This window comes from Streptomyces sp. Ag109_O5-10 (genome assembly GCF_900105755.1).
In the GTDB taxonomy this organism is placed as follows: Bacteria; Actinomycetota; Actinomycetes; order Streptomycetales; family Streptomycetaceae; genus Streptomyces.
In genome coordinates this window covers 3439257-3458190 of sequence record NZ_FNTQ01000001.1, presented here as the reverse complement: position 1 = coordinate 3458190, position 18934 = coordinate 3439257, and the positions used below count along the sequence as shown (strand labels likewise).

The window sequence follows — 18934 nt, the reverse complement described above, 5'->3', positions numbered from 1 at the left end:
ACGTGGAGACCCATATGCCAGGCGCCATCTATGCCGAAGGTCTGGTCAAGACCTTCGGCGACGTAAGGGCTTTGGACGGCGTCGACCTCGACGTCCCCGAAGGCACGGTCCTCGGACTGCTCGGGCCGAACGGCGCGGGCAAGACGACAGCCGTCCGCTGCCTGACGACCCTGCTCCGCCCCGACAGCGGCAAGGCCGTCGTCGCGGGCATAGACGTCCTCGGGCAACCGGACGCCGTACGCCGCTCCATCGGCCTGTCCGGACAGTTCGCGGCGGTCGACGAGTACCTCACCGGCCGCGAGAACCTGCAGATGGTCGGCCAGCTCTACCAGATGCGGGCCAAGCAGGCCAAGGCCCGCGCGATCGAGCTGCTTGAGCAGTTCAATCTCACCGACGCCGCCGACCGCCCCACCAAGACCTACTCCGGCGGCATGCGCCGCCGCCTCGACCTCGCCGCCGCCCTGGTCGTCTCCCCGCCGGTGATGTTCATGGACGAGCCGACCACCGGCCTCGACCCGCGCAACCGCCAGCAGCTGTGGGAGGTCATCCAGCAACTGGTCTCCGGTGGCACCACCCTGCTGCTCACCACCCAGTACCTGGAAGAGGCCGACCACCTCGCCCACGACATCGCGGTCGTCGACCACGGCAAGGTCATCGCCCAGGGCACCTCCGACGAACTCAAGGCCCGCACCGGCGGCGAGCGCGTCGAGGTCGTGGTGCACGAGCGCGACCACATCCGGACCGCCGCCGAGGTGCTGCGCGGCTTCGGCAAGGGCGACACCACCGTCGAGGAGCACACCCGCAAGCTCACCGTCCCCGTCACCGGCGGCGCCAAGCTGCTCGCCGAGGTCATCCGCGAGCTGGACTCCCGGGGCATCGAGATCGACGACATCGCCCTGCGCCGCCCCACCCTCGACGACGTCTTCCTCTCCCTGACCGGACACGTGGCCGAGGAGAAGCCCGAGGGCAACGGCGAGCCGGGCAGCAAGAAGAACACCCGCAAGGAGGCCGTGAAGTGAGCGCCGTCAGCGACACCGCGCGGGTGCCGGCCGCCCCCGGCAACGCCCTGACCCAGTCGTTCCGCGACTCGATGGTCGTGGCGAAGAGGAACCTGATCCGGATGTCCCGGATCCCTGAAATGATTATCTACGGGCTGATCCAGCCCATCATGTTCGTGGTGCTGTTCACCTACGTCTTCGGCGGGTCCATGCAGATCGGCGGCAGCACCAGCGCCGTCGACTACAAGAACTTCCTGATGGCCGGCATCTTCGCGCAGACCGTCACCTTCGCGACGGCCAGCTCCGGAGCCGGCATCGCCGACGACATGCACAAGGGACTCATCGACCGCTTCCGCTCCCTGCCCATGGCGCGCGGTGCGGTGCTGACCGGGCGCACACTCGCCGACCTGGTGCAGACGGCCCTGACCCTGGTGGTCCTGGCCGTGGTCGCCCTGATCGTCGGCTGGCGCGTCGGGACCGACGGCGACACCAACGTCGGCAAGGTCCTCGCCGCCTTCGCGCTCCTGCTCCTGCTCGGCTACGCGTTCACCTGGATCGGCGCCCTGATCGGCATGTCCGTCCGCACTCCCGAGGCGGCCACCTCCAGCGGACTGATCTGGCTGTTCCCGGTCACCTTCATCTCGAACGCCTTCGTGGACACCGGCCACATGACCCCGTGGCTGCGGCACATCGCCGAGTGGAACCCGTTCAGCGCCACGGTGCAGGCCTGCCGGGTGCTCTTCGGCAACCCCGGCCAGTCCCTGTCGCAGGCCTGGCCGATGCAGCACCCGGTGTGGGCCTCGCTGATCTACTCGGTCCTGATCATCGCGATATTCCGGACGCTCGCGGTCCGCAAGTACCGCTCCGCCACCGCCTGACGCCCGGCACGACAAAAGCCCCCGGCGTCACCTGGACGCCGGGGGCGGATGTCTGTCCGGGGTCAGCCCGAGTAGGGCTCGGCCTTCAGGATCCTCACCGAGGCCTTCTTGCCGTTCGGCAGCTCGTACTCCGCGTCCTCGCCCACCTTGTGACCGATCACGCCGGTACCCAGGGGGGACTGCGGGGAGTACGTCTCGATGTCGGCGCTGGCGTACTCGCGGGAGGCCAGAAGGAAGGTCATGGTGTCGTCCTCGTCACCGTCGAAGGCGATGGTCACCACCATGCCGGGCGCGACGGCGCCGTCCGCGGACGCCGGGGCCTCGCCGACCTTGGCGTTCTCCAGAAGCTGGGTCAGCTGGCGCACACGGAGCTCCTGCTTGCCCTGCTCCTCCTTGGCCGCGTGGTACCCGCCGTTCTCGCGCAGGTCGCCCTCCTCGCGCGCGGCGGCGATCTTGGCGGCGATCTCCGTGCGCGCAGGACCAGACAGGTACTCCAGCTCGGCCTTGAGCTGGTTGTACGCCTCCTGGGTCAGCCAGGTGACGTTCTCGCTGGTCTGGGTCACAGGTGCTCCTCGTCGGTACTGGGAATACAAAGCATCGCCCTACCCGGAAGCATGTTCCTTCTTGGAAGGGCGAAACCACGAGCCTAACAATTCAACGACGGAAGGGGGAGGACATAAGCCATGAGAATTACGTCAACGCAGGTCAGGGCCTACGTATTCCGGCTGATGTCAGTCGGCGTGGCAGCCGAGCAGCTCCGCTGTGGTGCCCCGGGCCGTCGTACGCAGGGTGACCACCCGGTCGATCTCGGTCGCGGAGCCGGTGAAGCGGAAGTCCGCCCGGCCCACCTCGGAGCCGTCCGCCGCCTGGGAGCGCAGCGTGCAGTAGCCGGAGGCGCCGGAGTCCTTGTGGACCTCCAGATGCACCTCGACCGCGTGGGCCGAAGCGGCGAAGGTCACGACCTGGGCGCTGATCTTGCTCTGTACGACATAGTGGTAGGCCCAGTAGCCGACCAGGACGAGCAGCAGGGCACCCAGCACCGCACCGGCGACCCTGAGCTTGCGGTCTGCGCGCTCGTCCGAGGAGCTGCCGTAACGGCCCTCGGGCAGCCGCGTGCTCGCGGTACTCATGATCGTCCTCCTGGCAGGAACCACCCCCGGACCCGCTCGGGAACCGGACCCCGGAATTATTCGCCCCCCGATTCGGTCACTATAGAAGCCGCCGATTGCCCCCGGGCTACCGGGGCGCCGACTTACCAAGGATTGAGTCTTGACTGACCAGCTGCGACTGATGGCCGTCCACGCGCACCCCGACGACGAGTCGAGCAAGGGCGCGGCCACCATGGCGAAGTACGTGTCCGAGGGGGTGGACGTGCTGGTCGTGACCTGCACGGGCGGGGAGCGCGGCTCCATCCTCAATCCCAAGCTGCAGGGCGACAAGTACCTCGAGGAGCACATCCACGAGGTACGCAAGAAGGAGATGGACGAGGCCCGCGAGATCCTCGGGGTCAAGCAGCAGTGGCTCGGCTTCGTCGACTCCGGTCTGCCCGAGGGCGACCCGCTGCCGCCGCTGCCCGAGGGCTGCTTCGCCCTGGAGGACGTCGACAAGGCGGCCGGCGAGCTGGTGCGCAGGATCCGCGCGTTCCGTCCCCAGGTGATCACCACCTACGACGAGAACGGCGGCTACCCGCACCCGGACCACATCATGACCCACAAGATCTCGATGGTGGCCTTCGAGGGCGCGGCCGACGCCGAGAAGTACCCCGAGGGCGAGTTCGGGCCGGTCTTCCAGCCGCAGAAGCTCTACTACAACCAGGGCTTCAACCGCCCGCGCACCGAGGCGCTGCACCAGGCCATGCTGGACCGTGGCCTGGAGTCGCCGTACGGGGACTGGCTGAAGCGGTGGAACGAGATGGAGCGCACCGAGCGCACCCTGACCACGCACATCCCGTGCGCGGACTTCTTCGAGATCCGTGACAAGGCGCTGATCGCGCACGCCACGCAGATCGATCCGGACGGCGGCTGGTTCAAGGTGCCGATGGAGCTCCAGAAGGAGGTCTGGCCGACCGAGGAGTACGAGCTGGCGAAGTCGCTCGTCGACACCTCCCTCCCCGAGGACGACCTCTTTGCGGGCATCCGCGACAATGCCTGACATGAGCGCAAGCCTGGCACTGACGCACCTCGTCCCTCTTGCCAAGGAGGTCGACGAGAACAAGGTCACCCCCGGAGTCCTCGGCTTCATCGTCTTCGCGGTGATGGCCCTGGCGGTCTGGGGTCTGATGAAGTCCATGAACAAGCACATGCAGAAGGTCGACTTCAAGGAGTCCGTCCAGACCGGGGCGGACTCCAAGACGCCGACGGCCGACCCCAGGAGCTGACCGGCGTCAGATCGCGGCCGGCACCGGTACGCCCATCACCTCGCGGGCGTGCCGGCCTGGCACCATGCCCAGACGCCAGGCCTGCCAGCCCGCCTCCAGCTGCACTCCGCGTTCCAGCAGCAGGCCGTACGCCGTGACGTACTCGGCCAGCTTCTCGTCGCGCAGCGGGTGCGCGGCGCGGGCGAGCTGGGCCAGGTCCTCCTGCGCGACGGCGGTGCCCACCTCCACGCCGCCGGGCGCGGCGTACGGCAGCAGGGTGCAGCGCAGGAAGCGGGCCCAGTCCTCGCCGCGCCGGTCGCCGTACGACGTGAACAGGGTGACCGCCTCGTCGCACAGGGCGAGGGCCTGCTGGATGCGGGTGTTGCCGGCGTCGACGACGGCCAGCTCCAGGCACGTCCAGGCCTCGCCGTGCACCACGCCGATGCGCTGGAAGTCGGCGCGGGCGTCGACCAGGAGCTGGCGGGCGAAGCCGGAGTTTCGCAGCGAGCCGGTCTGGGCCGCCCGCTGGTCACGAGTGACCCGGGCCGAGTGGTGGCGGGCACAGGCCAGGCCGTAGACGTCCCGTATCCGGGAGAACATCGACCGCGAGCGCTCCAGCTCACGGACCGCCTGGTCCAGGGTGCCGGTCTCCTCCAGGGCCAGGCCCAGGTAGTACACCGACCAGGCCTCGCCGCGCGCGTCCTCGTTCTCCCGGTGCCGGGCCGCCGCCGCGCGCAGTCCGTCCGTAGCCGGGGACGCGTCGCCGGCCACCAGCCTGGCCCTCGCCAGCTGGGTCAGCGCCCACGCCGCGCCCCGTGCGTCCCGGGTGCGGCCGTAACGGTCCAGCGCCGCCCCGAGCTCCTGCTCGGCCCGCGGTACGTCGCCCATGCGCAGCGCCAGCTGGCCGAGCTGGAAGTGCGCCCAGGCCTCGCCGTGCACCGAGCCGCCCTCCCGGTGCAGGACGAGCGAGCGGGTGAGCAGGTCGAGGGACTCCGGCAGCCGGGCCCGGTCGCGCTGCACCGCCGCCAGCGCGTGCATCGTCCACGCCCGGTCGGTGGCCAGGTCGGGGGCCGCCTGGAGATCCAGGGCCTCCTGCAGCTTGGCGGCCGCCTCGGTGAGGTGGCCCTGATGGTGCAGGGTGATCCCGAGCGAGCACAGCGCGCGGGCCGCGCCGGCGTCGTGATGCGCCTCCAGGTAGAGGTCGACGACGGAGGTGAGAGTGGTGCGGGCCTTGTCCAGCTCGCCGAGCTGACGGGCCGCGATACCGGTACGCCACTGCACCGACCGCACCAGGAGGCCCTGGTCGACGGCTTGGGCAAGCTCGCTGATCTCGCCGAGCCGGTAGAGGTCGCCGCGCAGCAGGCAGTAGTCGCACAGCGCCCCCAGCAGGTTCTGCACGGCCGCCTGGTCGACGCCCTCCGCATGCCGCAGCGCCGCCGTGATGAAGCTCGACTCGTCGTCCAGCCAGCGCAGCGCCTCGTCGAGCGAGGTGAAGCCGTGCGGGCTGAACCGGTCCGAGCGGGTCGACATGTTGCCGTCGACCAGCCGCAGCACCGAGTCGGCCAGCTCCGCGTAGTTCACGATCAGCCGTTCCTGCGCCGCCGTGCGGTCGGCCGGGGACTCCTCGTCCACGAGCCGTGCCTGGGCGAACGAGCGGACCAGGTCGTGCAGGCGGTAGCGGCTGCCCCGGACGTGGTCGACCAGGCCCGCCCGGGTGAGCGCGACCAGGTGCCGGGTGGCCTCCGCCTCGTCGGCGCCCAGCAGGGCGGCGGCGGCCGCCGCGCCCATCGAGGCCCGGCCCGCCAGCGCAAGCCTGCGCAGCAGCCGCCGCCCGGCCTCCGGCTGGTCGGTGTACCGCAGCCACAGCACCCGCTCCACCGGCCCGACCGGACCGTACGCGCCCAGGTCCGTGGCCAGTTGGAGCGGTGAACGCGAACCCAGCGACGACCCCGCCACCCGCAGTGCCAGCGGCAGCCCGCCGCACAGCTCCCGGATCCGGTCCGCGGACTGCGCGTCGTACGGCCCCGACGCGTCCTCGGCCACCGCGTCCAGCAGCTCCTCCGCGCCTGCCGCGTCCAGCGCCGTGACCGGCAGCCGGTGCACCCACGCCGACAGGTCGGCGGGCAGGTCGAGCTGGTCCCGGGCGGTGACCAGGACCAGGCTGTCGGAACGCTCCGGCACCAGGGCGCGCACCTGCTCCGGATCCGAGGCGTCGTCCAGCACGATCGTCACCGGCAGCCCCGTCAGGTGCTGGTGGTACAGCTCGCTCAGCCGCTTGACCTGCTGATCGGCGGAGGAACGCTCACGGAACAGCAACTGCTCGCGCGGCGCGCCCAGCCGGTTGAGCAGGTGCAGCAGGGCGTCCCGGGTGGGCAGCGGCGGCTCCTCCCGGCTGGCGCCGCGCAGGTCCACGACGACCGCACCCCGGAAGAGGTCCTTCAGCTCGTGGGTGGCCCGGACGGCGAGGGCGGTACGGCCGGAGCCGGGCTCCCCGTGCAGCACCACGACGGTCGGCCGGGTCTCCGTGGCCGCCCGGGCCGCCTGCGCCCACTGCCGGATCCGCGCCAGCTCCTGCTGCCGGCCGGCGAACGGACGGCCCGCGTCGGGGAGCTGACCGAACGACTGCTCCAGCACCGACCGCCGCCGGGCCGCCGCGCTCTTGTCCGCGCCGCGCAGCCCCGGGCCCTGCTTCTTCGGTCCCGTGGAGGCGCTGAGCACCCGCTGCTGATCGAGGAACGGCCGGATGCCCCGCACCTCCAGCGCGGTCAGCCACTGCAGCCGCAACTGCTCGGGACCGCCGGGCTGGCCGGCCGCGCCGGCGTGGTGATGAGCGGCGGGCAGATGGGAAGCCGCGGCCTTGACGACCGTGGCGGCCGCCCCGACCACCCCGACGGCCACGCCGGCGCCGAGCGCCGTGGCCGCCCCGGTGCCCAGGGAGAGGTCGGCGACGGTGGCGGCGACCGCCGCGACGGCCGCGACCAGCAGGGGAGTTCCGGAGCCTTCCTTGGCGTAGCGCCGGCCGAAGCGCGGCCGCCCGGCTTCCGTCTCGTCGAGGGCGTGGGTGTACGCCGTGTACTCCTCGGCGGCCGTCCGCTCCATCTCCGCCAGCCCGCCGCGCGCCCGGGACAGCAGCACCTGCCCGTCGACGCGGCCGCCCGAACGGCGGACCTCCTCCTCCACGGCCCGAACCAGCAGCCGATCGGCTTCCGCCCGATGGGCGTCCCGCATGTTCCGTCCCCCTCCAGCGGTAACTCCTTTGTCCACAAGTGTCCTTGCGGAGGGGCGCGCTGGCGAGAGGGCGGCGATCAGGGGCGGGTGAGGGTTCGGTGGTGGTCGAGACCACCGGGCGGCCGGTCCTGCTACCGGGCGGCCGGTCCTGCTATCGGGCGGCCGGTCCGGGCTGGGCGGCCACCCGGCCCCACCCCTTGGACAGCGCCAGGTACACGCAGGCCGCCGCCAGCCCCGCCTCGGCCACCGCGCTCGCCAGCGCCTCCAGCAACTCGGTGCCCACCGCCGACGTCGTTATGTCGAACCACGCGTCCAGCACCGCGACCGACGCCGTCGCCGACGCGGTGAGCCGGGCCCGGGCGTCGCCCCGCAGGCCCAGTACCGCCGTCGCGGCGCACCCCGCCGCCATCAGGACGTCCAGTCCGATCCAGGCCATCGCCCAGTTGTGCACCTCGGTCCTGGCGGGCAGCGTCAGTGCCAGCACCACCGTCCACGGCACGAGCAGCACGGCGGACGACCCGAGCAGGATCAGTGCCCACCGCTTCAGCCGCCTCATCCGCTTCGCCCCTCGGGTCTGCGTCGCCGTCAGCCGGTCCAACACCTGATCCCCCTCGCCTTGTTCCGGATCCGAGCCTGTGGAACCTGTGAATCCGTCCGGGGCCGTCCGAGCCCGTCCGAGCCCGTCCGGCACTTCCGCCATCGCCTTCACGCTAGATCGCAGAGAAAAGTCTGCAAAGGGAATTCGGCATACATGGGGGAGGGCTCAGGGAGACTCAGGGACGTCTCGGGGTTCCGGGAGGTCTCGGGGTTCTCGGGGTTCCAGGGCTCGGGGATACGGTGGCCGCATGACCGACGGCACGCCCCGGACGGCCGGACCACCCGAGCCCGCCGAACCCGCCGAGAAGACCGCCGCGCCCGCCGAGACGCCCACCGAGCTGACCAGCCTCGAACGCGCCGCCCTCTACAGGTCCCTCGGCAACCCGCTGCGCCGCCGGATCCTCGACTACCTGGGCCGGCACGGCGAGGCCAACTCGACCGTGCTCGCCCGCGAACTCGGCGAGAGTTCCGGCACCACCAGCTACCACCTGCGCAAACTCGCCGAGCAGAAGCTCATCGAGGAGATCCCCGAGAAGTCGCGCGGCCGGGAACGCTGGTGGCGGGGCCTGCCCTTCAGCCACACCACACCGGACCCGGCCGCCATGACGCCCGAGGAGTACGTGGCGGCCGAACACCTCGCCCTCCTGAAGATCGAGGTCGACACCAGACTCTTCCGTCGCGCCCACCAGGAGTACCGCGGACCGCAGGGCTGGGCCCAGGTGCAGCGCACCGGCACCTGGATGACGCAGACCGACCTCCACGAGTTCGTCCGCGCCTACCAGGAACTCCTCGACCGCTACAGTCACCCCGACGACGCCGTCCCCGAGGGGGCACGCCGGGTGAATCTGCGCTTCTACGCGGCTCCCGACCCCGTGGGAGAGTGGGAGGGTGAACCGACTGGCCCATGAGACGTCCCCGTACCTCCTCCAGCACGCCGACAACCCCGTCGACTGGTGGCCCTGGTCGGCCGAGGCCTTCGAGGCCGCGCGGACCGCGAACAGACCCGTGCTGCTGAGCGTCGGGTACAGCTCCTGCCACTGGTGCCACGTCATGGCCCACGAGTCCTTCGAGGACGAGGCCACCGCCGGCTACCTCAACGAGCACTTCGTCAGCATCAAGGTCGACCGTGAGGAGCGGCCGGACGTCGACGCCGTCTACATGGAGGCCGTGCAGGCCGCCACCGGGCAGGGTGGCTGGCCCATGACGGTGTTTCTCACGCCGGATGCCGAACCCTTCTACTTCGGTACGTACTTCCCGCCCGCCCCGCGCCACGGCATGCCCTCGTTCCGGCAGGTGCTGGAAGGTGTGCGGGCCGCGTGGGCGGACCGGCGGGACGAGGTGGCCGAGGTGGCCGGGAAGATCGTCCGGGATCTCGCCCAGCGGGAGCTGGGGCACCAGGGCGGGCGGCCGCCCGGTGAACAGGAGCTGGCGCAGGCGCTGCTCGGGCTCACCCGTGAGTACGACCCGCAGCGCGGCGGATTCGGCGGTGCGCCCAAGTTCCCGCCGTCCATGGTCATCGAGTTCCTGCTGCGGCACCACGCCCGGACCGGTTCCGAGGGCGCGCTGCAGATGGCCGTGGACACCTGCGAGCGGATGGCCCGGGGCGGTCTCTACGACCAGCTCGGCGGCGGCTTTGCCCGTTACTCCGTCGACCGGGACTGGGTCGTGCCGCACTTCGAGAAGATGCTGTACGACAACGCCCTGCTCTGCCGGGTGTACGCCCACCTGTGGCGGGCCACCGGGTCCGACCTGGCCCGCCGGGTCGCCCTGGAGACCGCCGACTTCATGGTCCGCGAACTGCGCACCGCCGAGGGCGGGTTCGCCTCGGCGCTGGACGCCGACAGCGACGACGGGAGCGGCCGGCACGTGGAGGGCGCGTACTACGTGTGGACGCCCGCCCAACTCCGCGAGGTCCTCGGGGAGGACGACGCGGACCTGGCCGCCCGGTACTTCGGGGTCACCGCGGAGGGCACCTTCGAGGAGGGGCAGTCCGTGCTGCAACTCCCGCAACAGGAAGGGGTGTTCGACGCCGAGCGGATCGAGTCCGTCCGGCGGCGGCTGCTGGCCGCACGGGCCGGACGCCCGGCCCCGGGCCGGGACGACAAGGTCGTCGCCGCCTGGAACGGCCTCGCCGTCGCCGCGCTCGCGGAGACCGGCGCCTACTTCGACCGTCCCGATCTCGTGGAGGCCGCCGTCGGCGCCGCCGACCTCCTCGTACGGCTCCATCTCGACGACCGCGCGCGGCTCGCCCGTACCAGCCGGGACGGCAGGGCCGGCGCCAACGCGGGCGTCCTGGAGGACTACGGCGACGTCGCCGAGGGCTTCCTCGTGCTGGCGTCCGTGACCGGTGAGGGTGTCTGGCTGGAGTTCGCGGGACTCCTCCTCGACCATGTCCTGGCCCGCTTCACCGACCGGGAGAGCCCGGAGAGCGGCGCCCTGTACGACACCGCCGCCGACGCCGAGCAGTTGATCCGCCGGCCGCAGGACCCCACCGACAACGCCACACCCTCGGGCTGGAGCGCCGCCGCCGGTGCACTGCTCGGCTACGCGGCCCACACCGGTTCCGAACCTCATCGCACCGCGGCGGAGCGGGCGTTGGGGATCGTCCGGACGCTCGGACCGCGCGTGCCGCGCTTCGTCGGGTGGGGGCTCGCCGTCGCCGAGGCGCTGCTGGACGGTCCGCGCGAGGTCGCGGTCGTCGGACCGGACGCGACGGATCCGCGCGCGGCCGATCTGCACCGTACGGCGCTGCTGGGTACCGCGCCCGGTGCGGTGGTGGCCGTGGGGACGGTGGGGAGCGACGAGTTCCCGCTGCTCGCGGGGCGGCCGCTGGTCGGTGGGGAGGCGGCCGCGTACGTGTGCCGCAACTTCACGTGTGACGCGCCGACCGTCGACCCGGAGCGGCTGCGGGCGGCACTCGGGGGCTGAAGCCCGCCGGAGCCCGCCGGAGCCCGTCGAAGGGTGCGGGTGCGTGGTCGCCTGCGGGCGCGTGGGGTTGCTCGCGCGGTTCCGCGCGCCCTGCACGGGACGCGGGCTTTCCGGTCGCCGCGCCGAAACATGCCATTTATCAGTCGAGTTCACGCTCTTCACATCTCCCTCATAGGATCCACTCCGTGCCGTGACAGGTGTGACCCGCCATCACGGTTGGGGCGGATGAGTGTGAAGACCTCGTAAGTGAAGTTCGTGTTTTGTGTGATCTCCGTTCACTCAAGCGCCCCTAGCATCGCTGGAGCAGCGCCCGGTTCCGTCGTATTTTCGGACCGCGGCAGTCGTGTCATGTGGGGGGAGAGCACAACATTGTCCGAGTTCTTCGACCAGCTCTGGTCGTGGATCGTCGAGGCCGTGGGGGAAACTTCGTGGCGAGAGCTGATGCCGCTGGGGCTGGCCGGACTGTTCGTCTGGGCCCTGTGGTTGTACCGAGCGGTGCTCTCCCGGTTCGCCAAGCCAGTCGTCAACAAATTCCGTACCAGCGTCTCCGTGGTGGTCCCGGCCTACCGGGAGGACCCGGAGATCCTGCTGGAGTGCCTGGAGACCTGGCTCGCCCAGGATCCGGCCGAGATCATCATCGTTCCTGACGTCGAGGACCACGAGGTACTGCACCGGCTGTCGCTGGTGGAGGACCCCCGGGTCCGGGTGCTCGCCTTCGAGCACAGAGGGAAACGTTCCGCCCTGGGGGTCGGCATACGGGCCGCCACCAGCGAACTCCTCGTCCTGGTGGACTCCGACACCCGCTGGGAGCCGGGTCTCCTCGACGCCGTGCAGATGCCCTTCGAGGACCCGGCGGTCGGCGGCGTGGGCACCCAGCAGAACGTCTACCAGCGCACCACCAGCGTCTGGCGCCGGGTCGCCGACTGGCTGGTCAACCTCCGTTACTACGACTACGTTCCGGCCATGGGCCGGGCCGGTGCCGTGGCCTGTCTGTCCGGCCGTACCGCCGCGTACCGCCGCGAAGCGGTCCTGCCGGTCCTCGAGAACCTCGAGAACGAGTTCTTCCTCGGCCGCCGCTGCGTGGCGGGCGACGACGGCCGGCTGACCTGGCTGGTGCTCGCCTCGGGCTACAAGACCGTGCACCAGTCCTCCGCGCGGGCCGTCTCCATGTTCCCGTCCTCCTTCCGCGCCTTCGTGAAGCAGCGCGTCCGGTGGAGCCGCAACTCCTACCGGTGCTACCTGACCGCGCTGTACAAGGGCTGGCTGTGGCGCGTCCCGCTGGTCACCAAGATCACGGTGCTGCAGATCCTGCTGACCCCGGTGACCATGGGCATGGCCCTCGGCTACCTGCTGACGAGCCGGCTCGACCTCAGCGGCCGCGGCATCGTCCTCACCCTGATCTGGCTGCTGCTGGGCCGTGCCGTCCGCGGCTACTCGCACCTGCGCAGGCACCCGCAGGAGATCCTCCTGCTGCCGTTGACGGCCCTGGTGGTCATCATGATCTCGCTGCCGCTCAAGCTCTACGCATTCGTCACCATGAACAAGCAGGGCTGGCTCACCCGCACCAGCACCAGCATCGGAGGCGAGGGCCAGAGCGCGGCCACGCTCTCCGGACCCGCCGGCGGCCAGAGCCACACCGCCCTCCAGCCCGAGGTGATCTGACGCCATGACCACCCCCCTCATGACGCACCCCCTGACGAGGAGAAGACCCGGCCCCGGCATCCGTCTGCGCCGGGCCGGTGCCAGGACGGCGGCCCTGCTCGGCGCCTTCGCGGTGGCGGCGACGCTGCTGCTGGGCACCTCGGCCACGGCCCACGCCGACGGGGACGGCGACAAGAAGCAGAAGCCGGCCGCCCAGGACGCGGAGACCGAGGCCGCGCTGGTCGCCGACGAGGACCACCGGCTCAACCAGGTACGGGCGTTCAGCTCGGTGGCGCCCCTTCAGAGCACCAAGTGGACGGTGCCGTACCGGCTGGACACCGACAATGGGTACACCCTGGTGCTCACCCAGCGCCGCAACGCCTACACCATCGCCGACCTGCTGAAACTCGCCCCGCAGACCTTCGTGCGGCGCAAGGACGGCTCGTACCTGCTGACCGAGAACATCTACCTCAACGTCGGCGCCAAGCTGAAGCTGTCCAACCCCGGCGGCCTCACCCTGCGCATGGCCAGCAACCGCAGCGGCTTCGTCTCCATCGTCTCCTTCGGCGGCGAACTGATCCTCCAGGGCACCGCCCAGGCGCCGCTGACCGTCACCAGCTGGGACCCGCAGGCCAACGAGGCCGACAGCGACGTCCGGGACGGCCGCGCCTACATCCGCACCATCGGCGGCCAGTTCGAGATGGCGCACGCCAAACTCGCGAACCTCGGGTTCTGGAGCGGCCGAACCGGCGGGCTCAGCCTCACCGGCACCGACCGGCCCAACACCGGCTCGCTGGAGGACACCGGGCAGGTGCACGGCAAGACCGCGCGCGAACGGGCCGACCGGCAGGGCGACGAGAACGACCAGAACACCTCCAGCGGTGACGTCACGGCCATGCCCTCGGGCGAACTGACCACTCCCGACGCCCGGTTCTCGACCGGCGGCATGTCCTACGTCTCCGGGTCGATCACGCACTCGACCATCACCGGCAACGCGTTCGGGATCTTCATCTCCAGCGCCACCGGGATCGAGATCAGCGACACGACCGTGGAGAACAGCCTGGAGGACGGGGTGGTCATGCACCGGTTCGTCTCCAGCTCGCTCGTGCAGCGCACGGTCGCCAAGGACAACGGCGGCGACGGCTTCATCCTCTCCCGGGCCACCCAGCAGGTGCGGGTCAGCGGCTCCACCGCCGAGGGCAACGGCGGCAACGGCTACACCCTCAGCGGCAAGCCGCTGGCCGACGGCCCCTCCGCCTCCGGGCAGGCCGTCGACAGCTACGGCTCCAACTCGGTCGCCAACAGCGTGGCCAAGGACAACGGCCGCTACGGCGTCGAGGTGCTCGGCGGTTTCGACGTCGGCGTGCAGAACAACCGCATCGAGGGCGGCGACATGGGTATCGTGGCCCGCCTCGCCGCGGACAAGGTGTCCATCACCGGCAACCGCCTGAGCGGCCAGAACCGGCAGGGCATCTCGGTCCGCGACGGCGTCACCGACGCCACCGTCACCGGCAACATCATCGACGGGGCCCAGACCGGCGTCTACGTCCGCGACTCGGACGCCGAGATACGCGGCAACACCGTCCAGGACGCGACCAACCACGGCGTCAGCCTGGTCGGCGGCGTGGACGGCACGACCGTCTCCTACAACGTCATCGGCGGGGTCGGCCCCAGCGCACTGGACTCCAGTCGCTCCCACGGCGGCGCCGACATCAAGGAGAACCAGACCTTCGCCTGGTACGACACCAGCTCCTTCTGGGTCAAGGTGAAGCACTACGCCAGCCCGATGACGCTGCTGTGGACGGGCATCCTGCTCCTCATCCTGTTCTCGGCCGCCATGGGCCGGCGCAGGCGGCGAGCGGCCGGGCAGGGGGCGGGCATCGTGCACCCGTACTCCGACAAGGCGCCGCTGCCCGCCCCGCCGCCGAACGAGATCTCCGTGGTCGGCCGCCGCCGGGAGCCGGTGATGAGCGAATGAACAAGGACACCCCGACGGGCCCGCCCGACGAAGGCGTTCCACGCGATGACGGCGTTCCGGGCGAAGGCGGTCCACGCGATGACGGCGTTCCGGGCGAAGGCGGTCCACGCGACGACGGCGTTCCGGGCGACGGCGGTCCGGGCAGCGGAGGCATTCCGCGCGAGGACGGTGTTCCGGGCGGTGGCGCCGGTCCGGGCGAGGGTGGTGGTTCCGCACCGGCCGGGTCCGCCGCTGAGCGGGCGCGCCGGATCTGGCTCGCCGGCGGGCCGCCGCTCTGGGTGGCCTCGGCCGCCCTGCTGATCTCGGTGGTGGCGCTGATCGTGGCGGGCGTCTCGGCCGGCGCCGACCGGTCCGTCGTGTACGGCGCCGGCCCCACCGCGGGCCCCACCATCCCGGTCGCCGAACCCACCGACGACGGGGACGACACCGGCGACCCCGGTGACGCCGGTGCCACGGCCTCCGGTCCGGCGCCGGGCGGCACGGCGGCCACCGACGGTCCGGCCACGCCCACCGCCACCGGCCCCGCCGCGGCCGCCCCGGGACCTGTGAAGTGCCCGGCCGCCACCGTCACCGTCAGCGACGCCAAGTCCCTGAAGGACGCGCTGGACCAGGCGCAGCCGGGTGACGTCATCGAGATGCGGGACGGGGTCTACACGGACCGCTTCACCGCCGCCACCCCCGGTACGGCGGACCGTCCGATCTTCCTGTGCGGCGGTCCCGGCGCGGTGATCGACGCCGGCGGTGTCGACGGCGGCTACGCCTTCCACCTCGACGGCGCCAGCCACTGGCGGCTGATCGGCTTCACCGTGCGCAACGCCCAGAAGGGGGTCATGGCGGACCGGGTCCAGGGCTCCGTCATCCAGGGCCTGACCGTCGAGAACATCGGCGACGAGGGCATCCACCTGCGCGACTTCAGCTCCGGCAACGTGGTCGAGAACAACACCGTCCGCGCCACGGGCAAGCGCAAGGAGCAGTTCGGCGAGGGCATCTACGTCGGGTCCGCGCAGTCCAACTGGTGCACCGTCACCGACTGCAAGCCCGACAAGAGCGACGACAACGTGATCCGCGGCAACCACGTCAGCGACACCACTGCGGAGTCCGTCGACATCAAGGAGGGCACCACCGGGGGCTCCCTCGTCGGCAACACCTTCGACGGCTCCGGTCTCAGCGGGGGGCACGACGACTCCTGGGTCGACGTCAAGGGCAACGACTGGCTGATCAAGGCCAACATCGGCCGGCACTCCAACGAGGACGGCTTCCAGACCCACCGGATCCTCGACGGCTGGGGCACCGGAAACGTGTTCCAGGCCAACACCGCGCAGGTGGACGGCCCCGGCTACGGCTTCCACTTCGCGCCCGTCGAGAACAACAAGGTCACCTGCGACAACAAGGTCACCGACGCGGCGAAGGGCCTCGCCAACGTCACCTGCTCCTCCTGACGGCGTGGGGCCCGGTCCGCACCCGGGCCCCACGTGGTCGCGGCTCCCTCTCCTTCACCCACCGCACCCATCGCACCCACGCGCGTCCTCGGCATGCGCGCTTCCAGCCCGGAAACCCCCTCGGAGGCATCATGGACACCCTGCCCGCCGCCACCTACGGCACCGGATCCACCGTCGGCGCCGACGCCCCCCGTCTCACGGTCATCGGCACCGGCTACCTGGGCGCCACGCACGCCGTGTGCATGGCGGCGCTCGGCTACGAGGTCCTCGGCGTCGACGTCGACCCCGGCAAGATCGAGCTGCTGAGAGCCGGGCAGGTGCCCTTCTTCGAGCCAGGACTGCCCGAACTCCTGGTCAAGGCCCAGGAGTCAGGCAGGCTGCACTTCACGACCAGCCTCGCGGAGGCCGCCGAGTTCGGCGACATCCACTTCGTCTGCGTGGGCACCCCGCAGCAGCCCGGCTCCTACGCCGCCGACCTGCGCTACGTCGAAGGCGCGGTGACCGAGCTGGCCCGGCACCTGAACCGCCGGGCCCTGGTGGTCGGGAAGTCGACGGTGCCGGTGGGCACCGCGGCCCGCCTCGCCGAGCTGGTCCGTACCACCGCCCCGGCCGGGGACGCCGTGGAGCTGGCCTGGAACCCGGAGTTCCTGCGGGAGGGCTTCGCGGTGGAGGACACCCTGCACCCGGACCGGCTGGTGTTCGGCACCGAGTCCGCGTGGGCGGAGCAGCAACTGCGCGCCGCGTTCGCCCCGGTCATCGCGCAGGGCACCCCGGTGGTGGTCGCCGACCTGCCGACCGCCGAACTGGTCAAGGTCGCCGCCAACTCCTTCCTGGCCACGAAGATCTCGTACATCAACGCCATGGCGGAGGTCTGCGAGGCCACCGGCGCCGACGTGCACCGGCTGGCCGAGGCGCTGGCCTACGACGACCGGATCGGCGGCCGGTTCCTGAAGCCCGGTCTGGGCTTCGGCGGCGGCTGCCTGCCCAAGGACATCAGGGCGTTCATCCACCGCGCCGAGGAACTGGACGTCGCCCAGGCGGTCGCCTTCCTGCGCGAGGTGGACGCGATCAACCAGCGCCGCCGGGCCCGTACCGTGGACCTGGTCCGCGAGCTGGCCGGCGGCGATCTCGCCGGGACGAAGGTGGCCGCGCTCGGGGCGGCCTTCAAGCCCAACTCCGACGACATCCGCGACGCCCCCGCGCTGGACGTCGCCGCCGGGCTGCACCGGGCCGGCGCCCACGTGACGGTCTACGACCCGGTGGCGATGGACAACGCCCGCCGCGTCCACCCCGAGCTGGCGTACGGGACCGACGCGCTGCAGGCCGCGACCGGCGCCGACGTCGTGGTCCTGCTCACCGAGTGGACGCAGTTTCGGGAGATCGACCCGGAGGTCATGGGCGCGGTGGTGAACCGGCGCCGGGTCGTGGACGGCCGGCACGCCCTCGACCCCGCCCAGTGGCGCGCGGCCGGCTGGGAGTACCGGGCGCTGGGCCGCAACTGACCCTCAGCCGGCGGAAGGTCAGGCGAACTCGGCGAGGGCGCGCGCCACGATGGCCTCCAGCTGCTGGTGGTGCGCGCCCTTCCAGTACGCGCGCCCGCACTCCGCGCACTGCGCGAAGACGTCGTACGACTTCTGTGTCCCGCCCTTCAGCTGGTCCGCCACCTCGTCCTTCGTGGCCTCCCGCAGCAGGCCGTTGCAGGCGGTGCAGCGGGTCCAGGGGCGCATGTCGGGGGCGAACCGGTCGAGGACGTCGCGGAGCTGGTCGTCGGGGCCGGTGCTGTAGACGTACCCGCCCGCCCAGAGTTCACGGCGGCGCAGCAGGCCCCGGTCGCGGCTGAGCAGGACGCGCTTCTCGGCCGCCGAGCGGGCGGCGAGGGCCGGGTCGCCGATGTCCGTCGACTCGTACGCCGCGTCCACGCCGAGCAGGCGGAGGCGGCGGGCGAGGGTGCCGAGGTGGACGTCGAGGAGGAAGCGGAGCGGGGCGCCGGGGACGCGCTGCGGGCGGGCGACCGGGCGTACGGCCACCCGCTCGCCGTGCGCCGGGACGTGCGCCACGGGGACCTCCCGGCCGTCCACCACCAGGGCGCCCACCTCCGTCAGGGGGACGCCCAGGGACTCGATGACGTGGCCGAGGGTCGAGACGCCGTCGACGGCGAGGGGGTGGACGCCGACGCGGCGGGCGTGCGGGACGAACAGGGCCAGCTCGGGGGCGACTTCGACCTGGATCTGGGAAGCGTTCACCTGGTCAGGATGGCACGGGTGGCGGCCGTGACCTCAGCGGTTTTCCGGGGGCAGGCCGTACTCGATGACGTCCAGGGCGCGGTCGACGAGGGCCTCGAAGTCGCCCTCGTGCGCGTTCTCCGCCCAGTACATCGATACCTCCATCAGCCCGCCGACGAAGGACATCGCGTAGACCCGGACCTCCAGGCTGTCGGGGTCACGGCCGGTGCGCTCCCCGATGGCCTGGCAGAGCAGGCGCCCGGTGGACGACATGCTCTCCATCATCCGGGAGCGCACCGAGGGGACCTCGACCATCAGCCGGGTGCGCAGCCGGGAGACCACCGGATCGTCCTTGACGCCCAGCCGGATCGCCCGGTGCATCACATAGCGGAGGGACGTCGGCCACGGCTCGTCGGCGGGCCGCGACCGGAGCTCTTCCATGATCAGCAAGTCGTACTCGTCCGTGAGGACGATGTCCTCCTTGGTCGGGAAGTACCGGAAGACCGTCGACGGCGACACCTCGGCACGGTCGGCGATCTGCTCGATCGTCGTGGCGTCCCAGCCCTGCACCTCGACCAGCGCGTACGTGGCCGCACGGATGGCCTCGCGGGTCTTGATCTTCTTCCGTTCGCGGAGGCCGGGCTGGGGGGAGGTGTGCGGTGCCGTCAT

16 protein-coding genes are annotated in these 18934 nt (G+C 71.4%); 10 read left to right on the top strand and 6 right to left on the bottom strand.

The genetic code is table 11. The annotated features are described in order from the left end of the window. The first annotated feature begins 14 nt into the window (after positions 1–14). Positions 15–1019, top strand: coding sequence for an ATP-binding cassette domain-containing protein (locus tag BLW82_RS15715; RefSeq protein ID WP_093499402.1), 1005 nt, complete (start codon positions 15–17; stop codon positions 1017–1019). Continuing rightward, on the top strand, positions 1016–1876 hold the full coding sequence (locus BLW82_RS15710) for an ABC transporter permease (protein ID WP_093499401.1): 861 nt from the start codon (positions 1016–1018) through the stop codon (positions 1874–1876). The genes BLW82_RS15715 and BLW82_RS15710 overlap by 4 nt, the downstream gene beginning before the upstream one ends. Before the next feature lie 62 nt (positions 1877–1938). On the opposite strand, the gene greA is transcribed toward BLW82_RS15710, so the two are convergent. Then, positions 1939–2439, bottom strand: coding sequence for a transcription elongation factor GreA (greA, locus tag BLW82_RS15705; protein ID WP_093499400.1), 501 nt, complete (start codon positions 2437–2439; stop codon positions 1939–1941). Between the two features lie 168 nt (positions 2440–2607). Continuing rightward, the gene (locus tag BLW82_RS15700; protein WP_093499399.1) at positions 2608–3006 is read right to left on the bottom strand and encodes a DUF4307 domain-containing protein; all 399 of its coding nucleotides are present in this window, start codon (positions 3004–3006) and stop codon (positions 2608–2610) included. A 139-nt stretch (positions 3007–3145) separates the two neighbouring features. Here BLW82_RS15700 and mca point away from each other — a divergent pair, with 139 nt between their 5' ends. Both mca and BLW82_RS15690 read left to right on the top strand, forming a co-directional pair. Next, positions 3146–4027, top strand: coding sequence for a mycothiol conjugate amidase Mca (gene mca / locus BLW82_RS15695; RefSeq protein WP_093499398.1), 882 nt, complete (start codon positions 3146–3148; stop codon positions 4025–4027). Further along, positions 4020–4253 carry a hypothetical protein gene (locus tag BLW82_RS15690; RefSeq protein WP_177232958.1) on the top strand — a complete coding sequence of 78 codons (234 nt, stop codon included), beginning with the start codon at positions 4020–4022 and terminating at the stop codon, positions 4251–4253. The genes mca and BLW82_RS15690 overlap by 8 nt, the downstream gene beginning before the upstream one ends. A gap of 6 nt (positions 4254–4259) precedes the next feature. On the opposite strand, the gene BLW82_RS15685 is transcribed toward BLW82_RS15690, so the two are convergent. Both BLW82_RS15685 and BLW82_RS15680 read right to left on the bottom strand, forming a co-directional pair. Next, positions 4260–7460 carry a tetratricopeptide repeat protein gene (locus BLW82_RS15685; RefSeq protein ID WP_093499396.1) on the bottom strand — a complete coding sequence of 1067 codons (3201 nt, stop codon included), beginning with the start codon at positions 7458–7460 and terminating at the stop codon, positions 4260–4262. A gap of 151 nt (positions 7461–7611) precedes the next feature. Next, positions 7612–8016 carry a hypothetical protein gene (locus BLW82_RS15680; RefSeq protein WP_143063668.1) on the bottom strand — a complete coding sequence of 135 codons (405 nt, stop codon included), beginning with the start codon at positions 8014–8016 and terminating at the stop codon, positions 7612–7614. A 289-nt stretch (positions 8017–8305) separates the two neighbouring features. On the opposite strand from BLW82_RS15680, the gene BLW82_RS15675 reads away from it, so the two are divergent. The 6 genes from BLW82_RS15675 to BLW82_RS15650 all read left to right on the top strand — a co-directional run bounded on the left by BLW82_RS15675 (position 8306) and on the right by BLW82_RS15650 (position 17545). Next, entirely contained in the window at positions 8306–8965 is a 660-nt protein-coding gene (locus BLW82_RS15675; protein WP_093499394.1) for an ArsR/SmtB family transcription factor, read from the top strand. Next, positions 8946–10985 (top strand): thioredoxin domain-containing protein, encoded by a 2040-nt coding sequence (locus BLW82_RS15670; RefSeq protein WP_093499393.1) that lies wholly within the window; start codon positions 8946–8948, stop codon positions 10983–10985. Before BLW82_RS15675 ends, BLW82_RS15670 begins: the two co-directional genes overlap by 20 nt. Before the next feature lie 369 nt (positions 10986–11354). Beyond that, positions 11355–12647 (top strand): glycosyltransferase family 2 protein, encoded by a 1293-nt coding sequence (locus tag BLW82_RS15665; protein WP_256215815.1) that lies wholly within the window; start codon positions 11355–11357, stop codon positions 12645–12647. A 4-nt stretch (positions 12648–12651) separates the two neighbouring features. Further along, positions 12652–14604 carry a right-handed parallel beta-helix repeat-containing protein gene (locus BLW82_RS15660; RefSeq protein WP_256215814.1) on the top strand — a complete coding sequence of 651 codons (1953 nt, stop codon included), beginning with the start codon at positions 12652–12654 and terminating at the stop codon, positions 14602–14604. 278 nt (positions 14605–14882) lie between these two features. Next, entirely contained in the window at positions 14883–16043 is a 1161-nt protein-coding gene (locus tag BLW82_RS15655) for a right-handed parallel beta-helix repeat-containing protein (RefSeq protein ID WP_256215813.1), read from the top strand. A 131-nt stretch (positions 16044–16174) separates the two neighbouring features. Continuing rightward, positions 16175–17545, top strand: a complete 1371-nt coding sequence (locus BLW82_RS15650; RefSeq protein ID WP_093499390.1) for a UDP-glucose dehydrogenase family protein — start codon at positions 16175–16177, stop codon at positions 17543–17545. Between the two features lie 18 nt (positions 17546–17563). Here BLW82_RS15650 and BLW82_RS15645 read toward each other — a convergent pair whose 3' ends face one another. Together BLW82_RS15645 and BLW82_RS15640 are read right to left on the bottom strand one after the other, a co-directional pair. Continuing rightward, the gene (locus tag BLW82_RS15645) at positions 17564–18286 is read right to left on the bottom strand and encodes a Mut7-C RNAse domain-containing protein (RefSeq protein ID WP_093499389.1); all 723 of its coding nucleotides are present in this window, start codon (positions 18284–18286) and stop codon (positions 17564–17566) included. 33 nt (positions 18287–18319) lie between these two features. Next, on the bottom strand, positions 18320–18934 hold the full coding sequence (locus tag BLW82_RS15640) for a TetR/AcrR family transcriptional regulator (protein WP_093508062.1): 615 nt from the start codon (positions 18932–18934) through the stop codon (positions 18320–18322).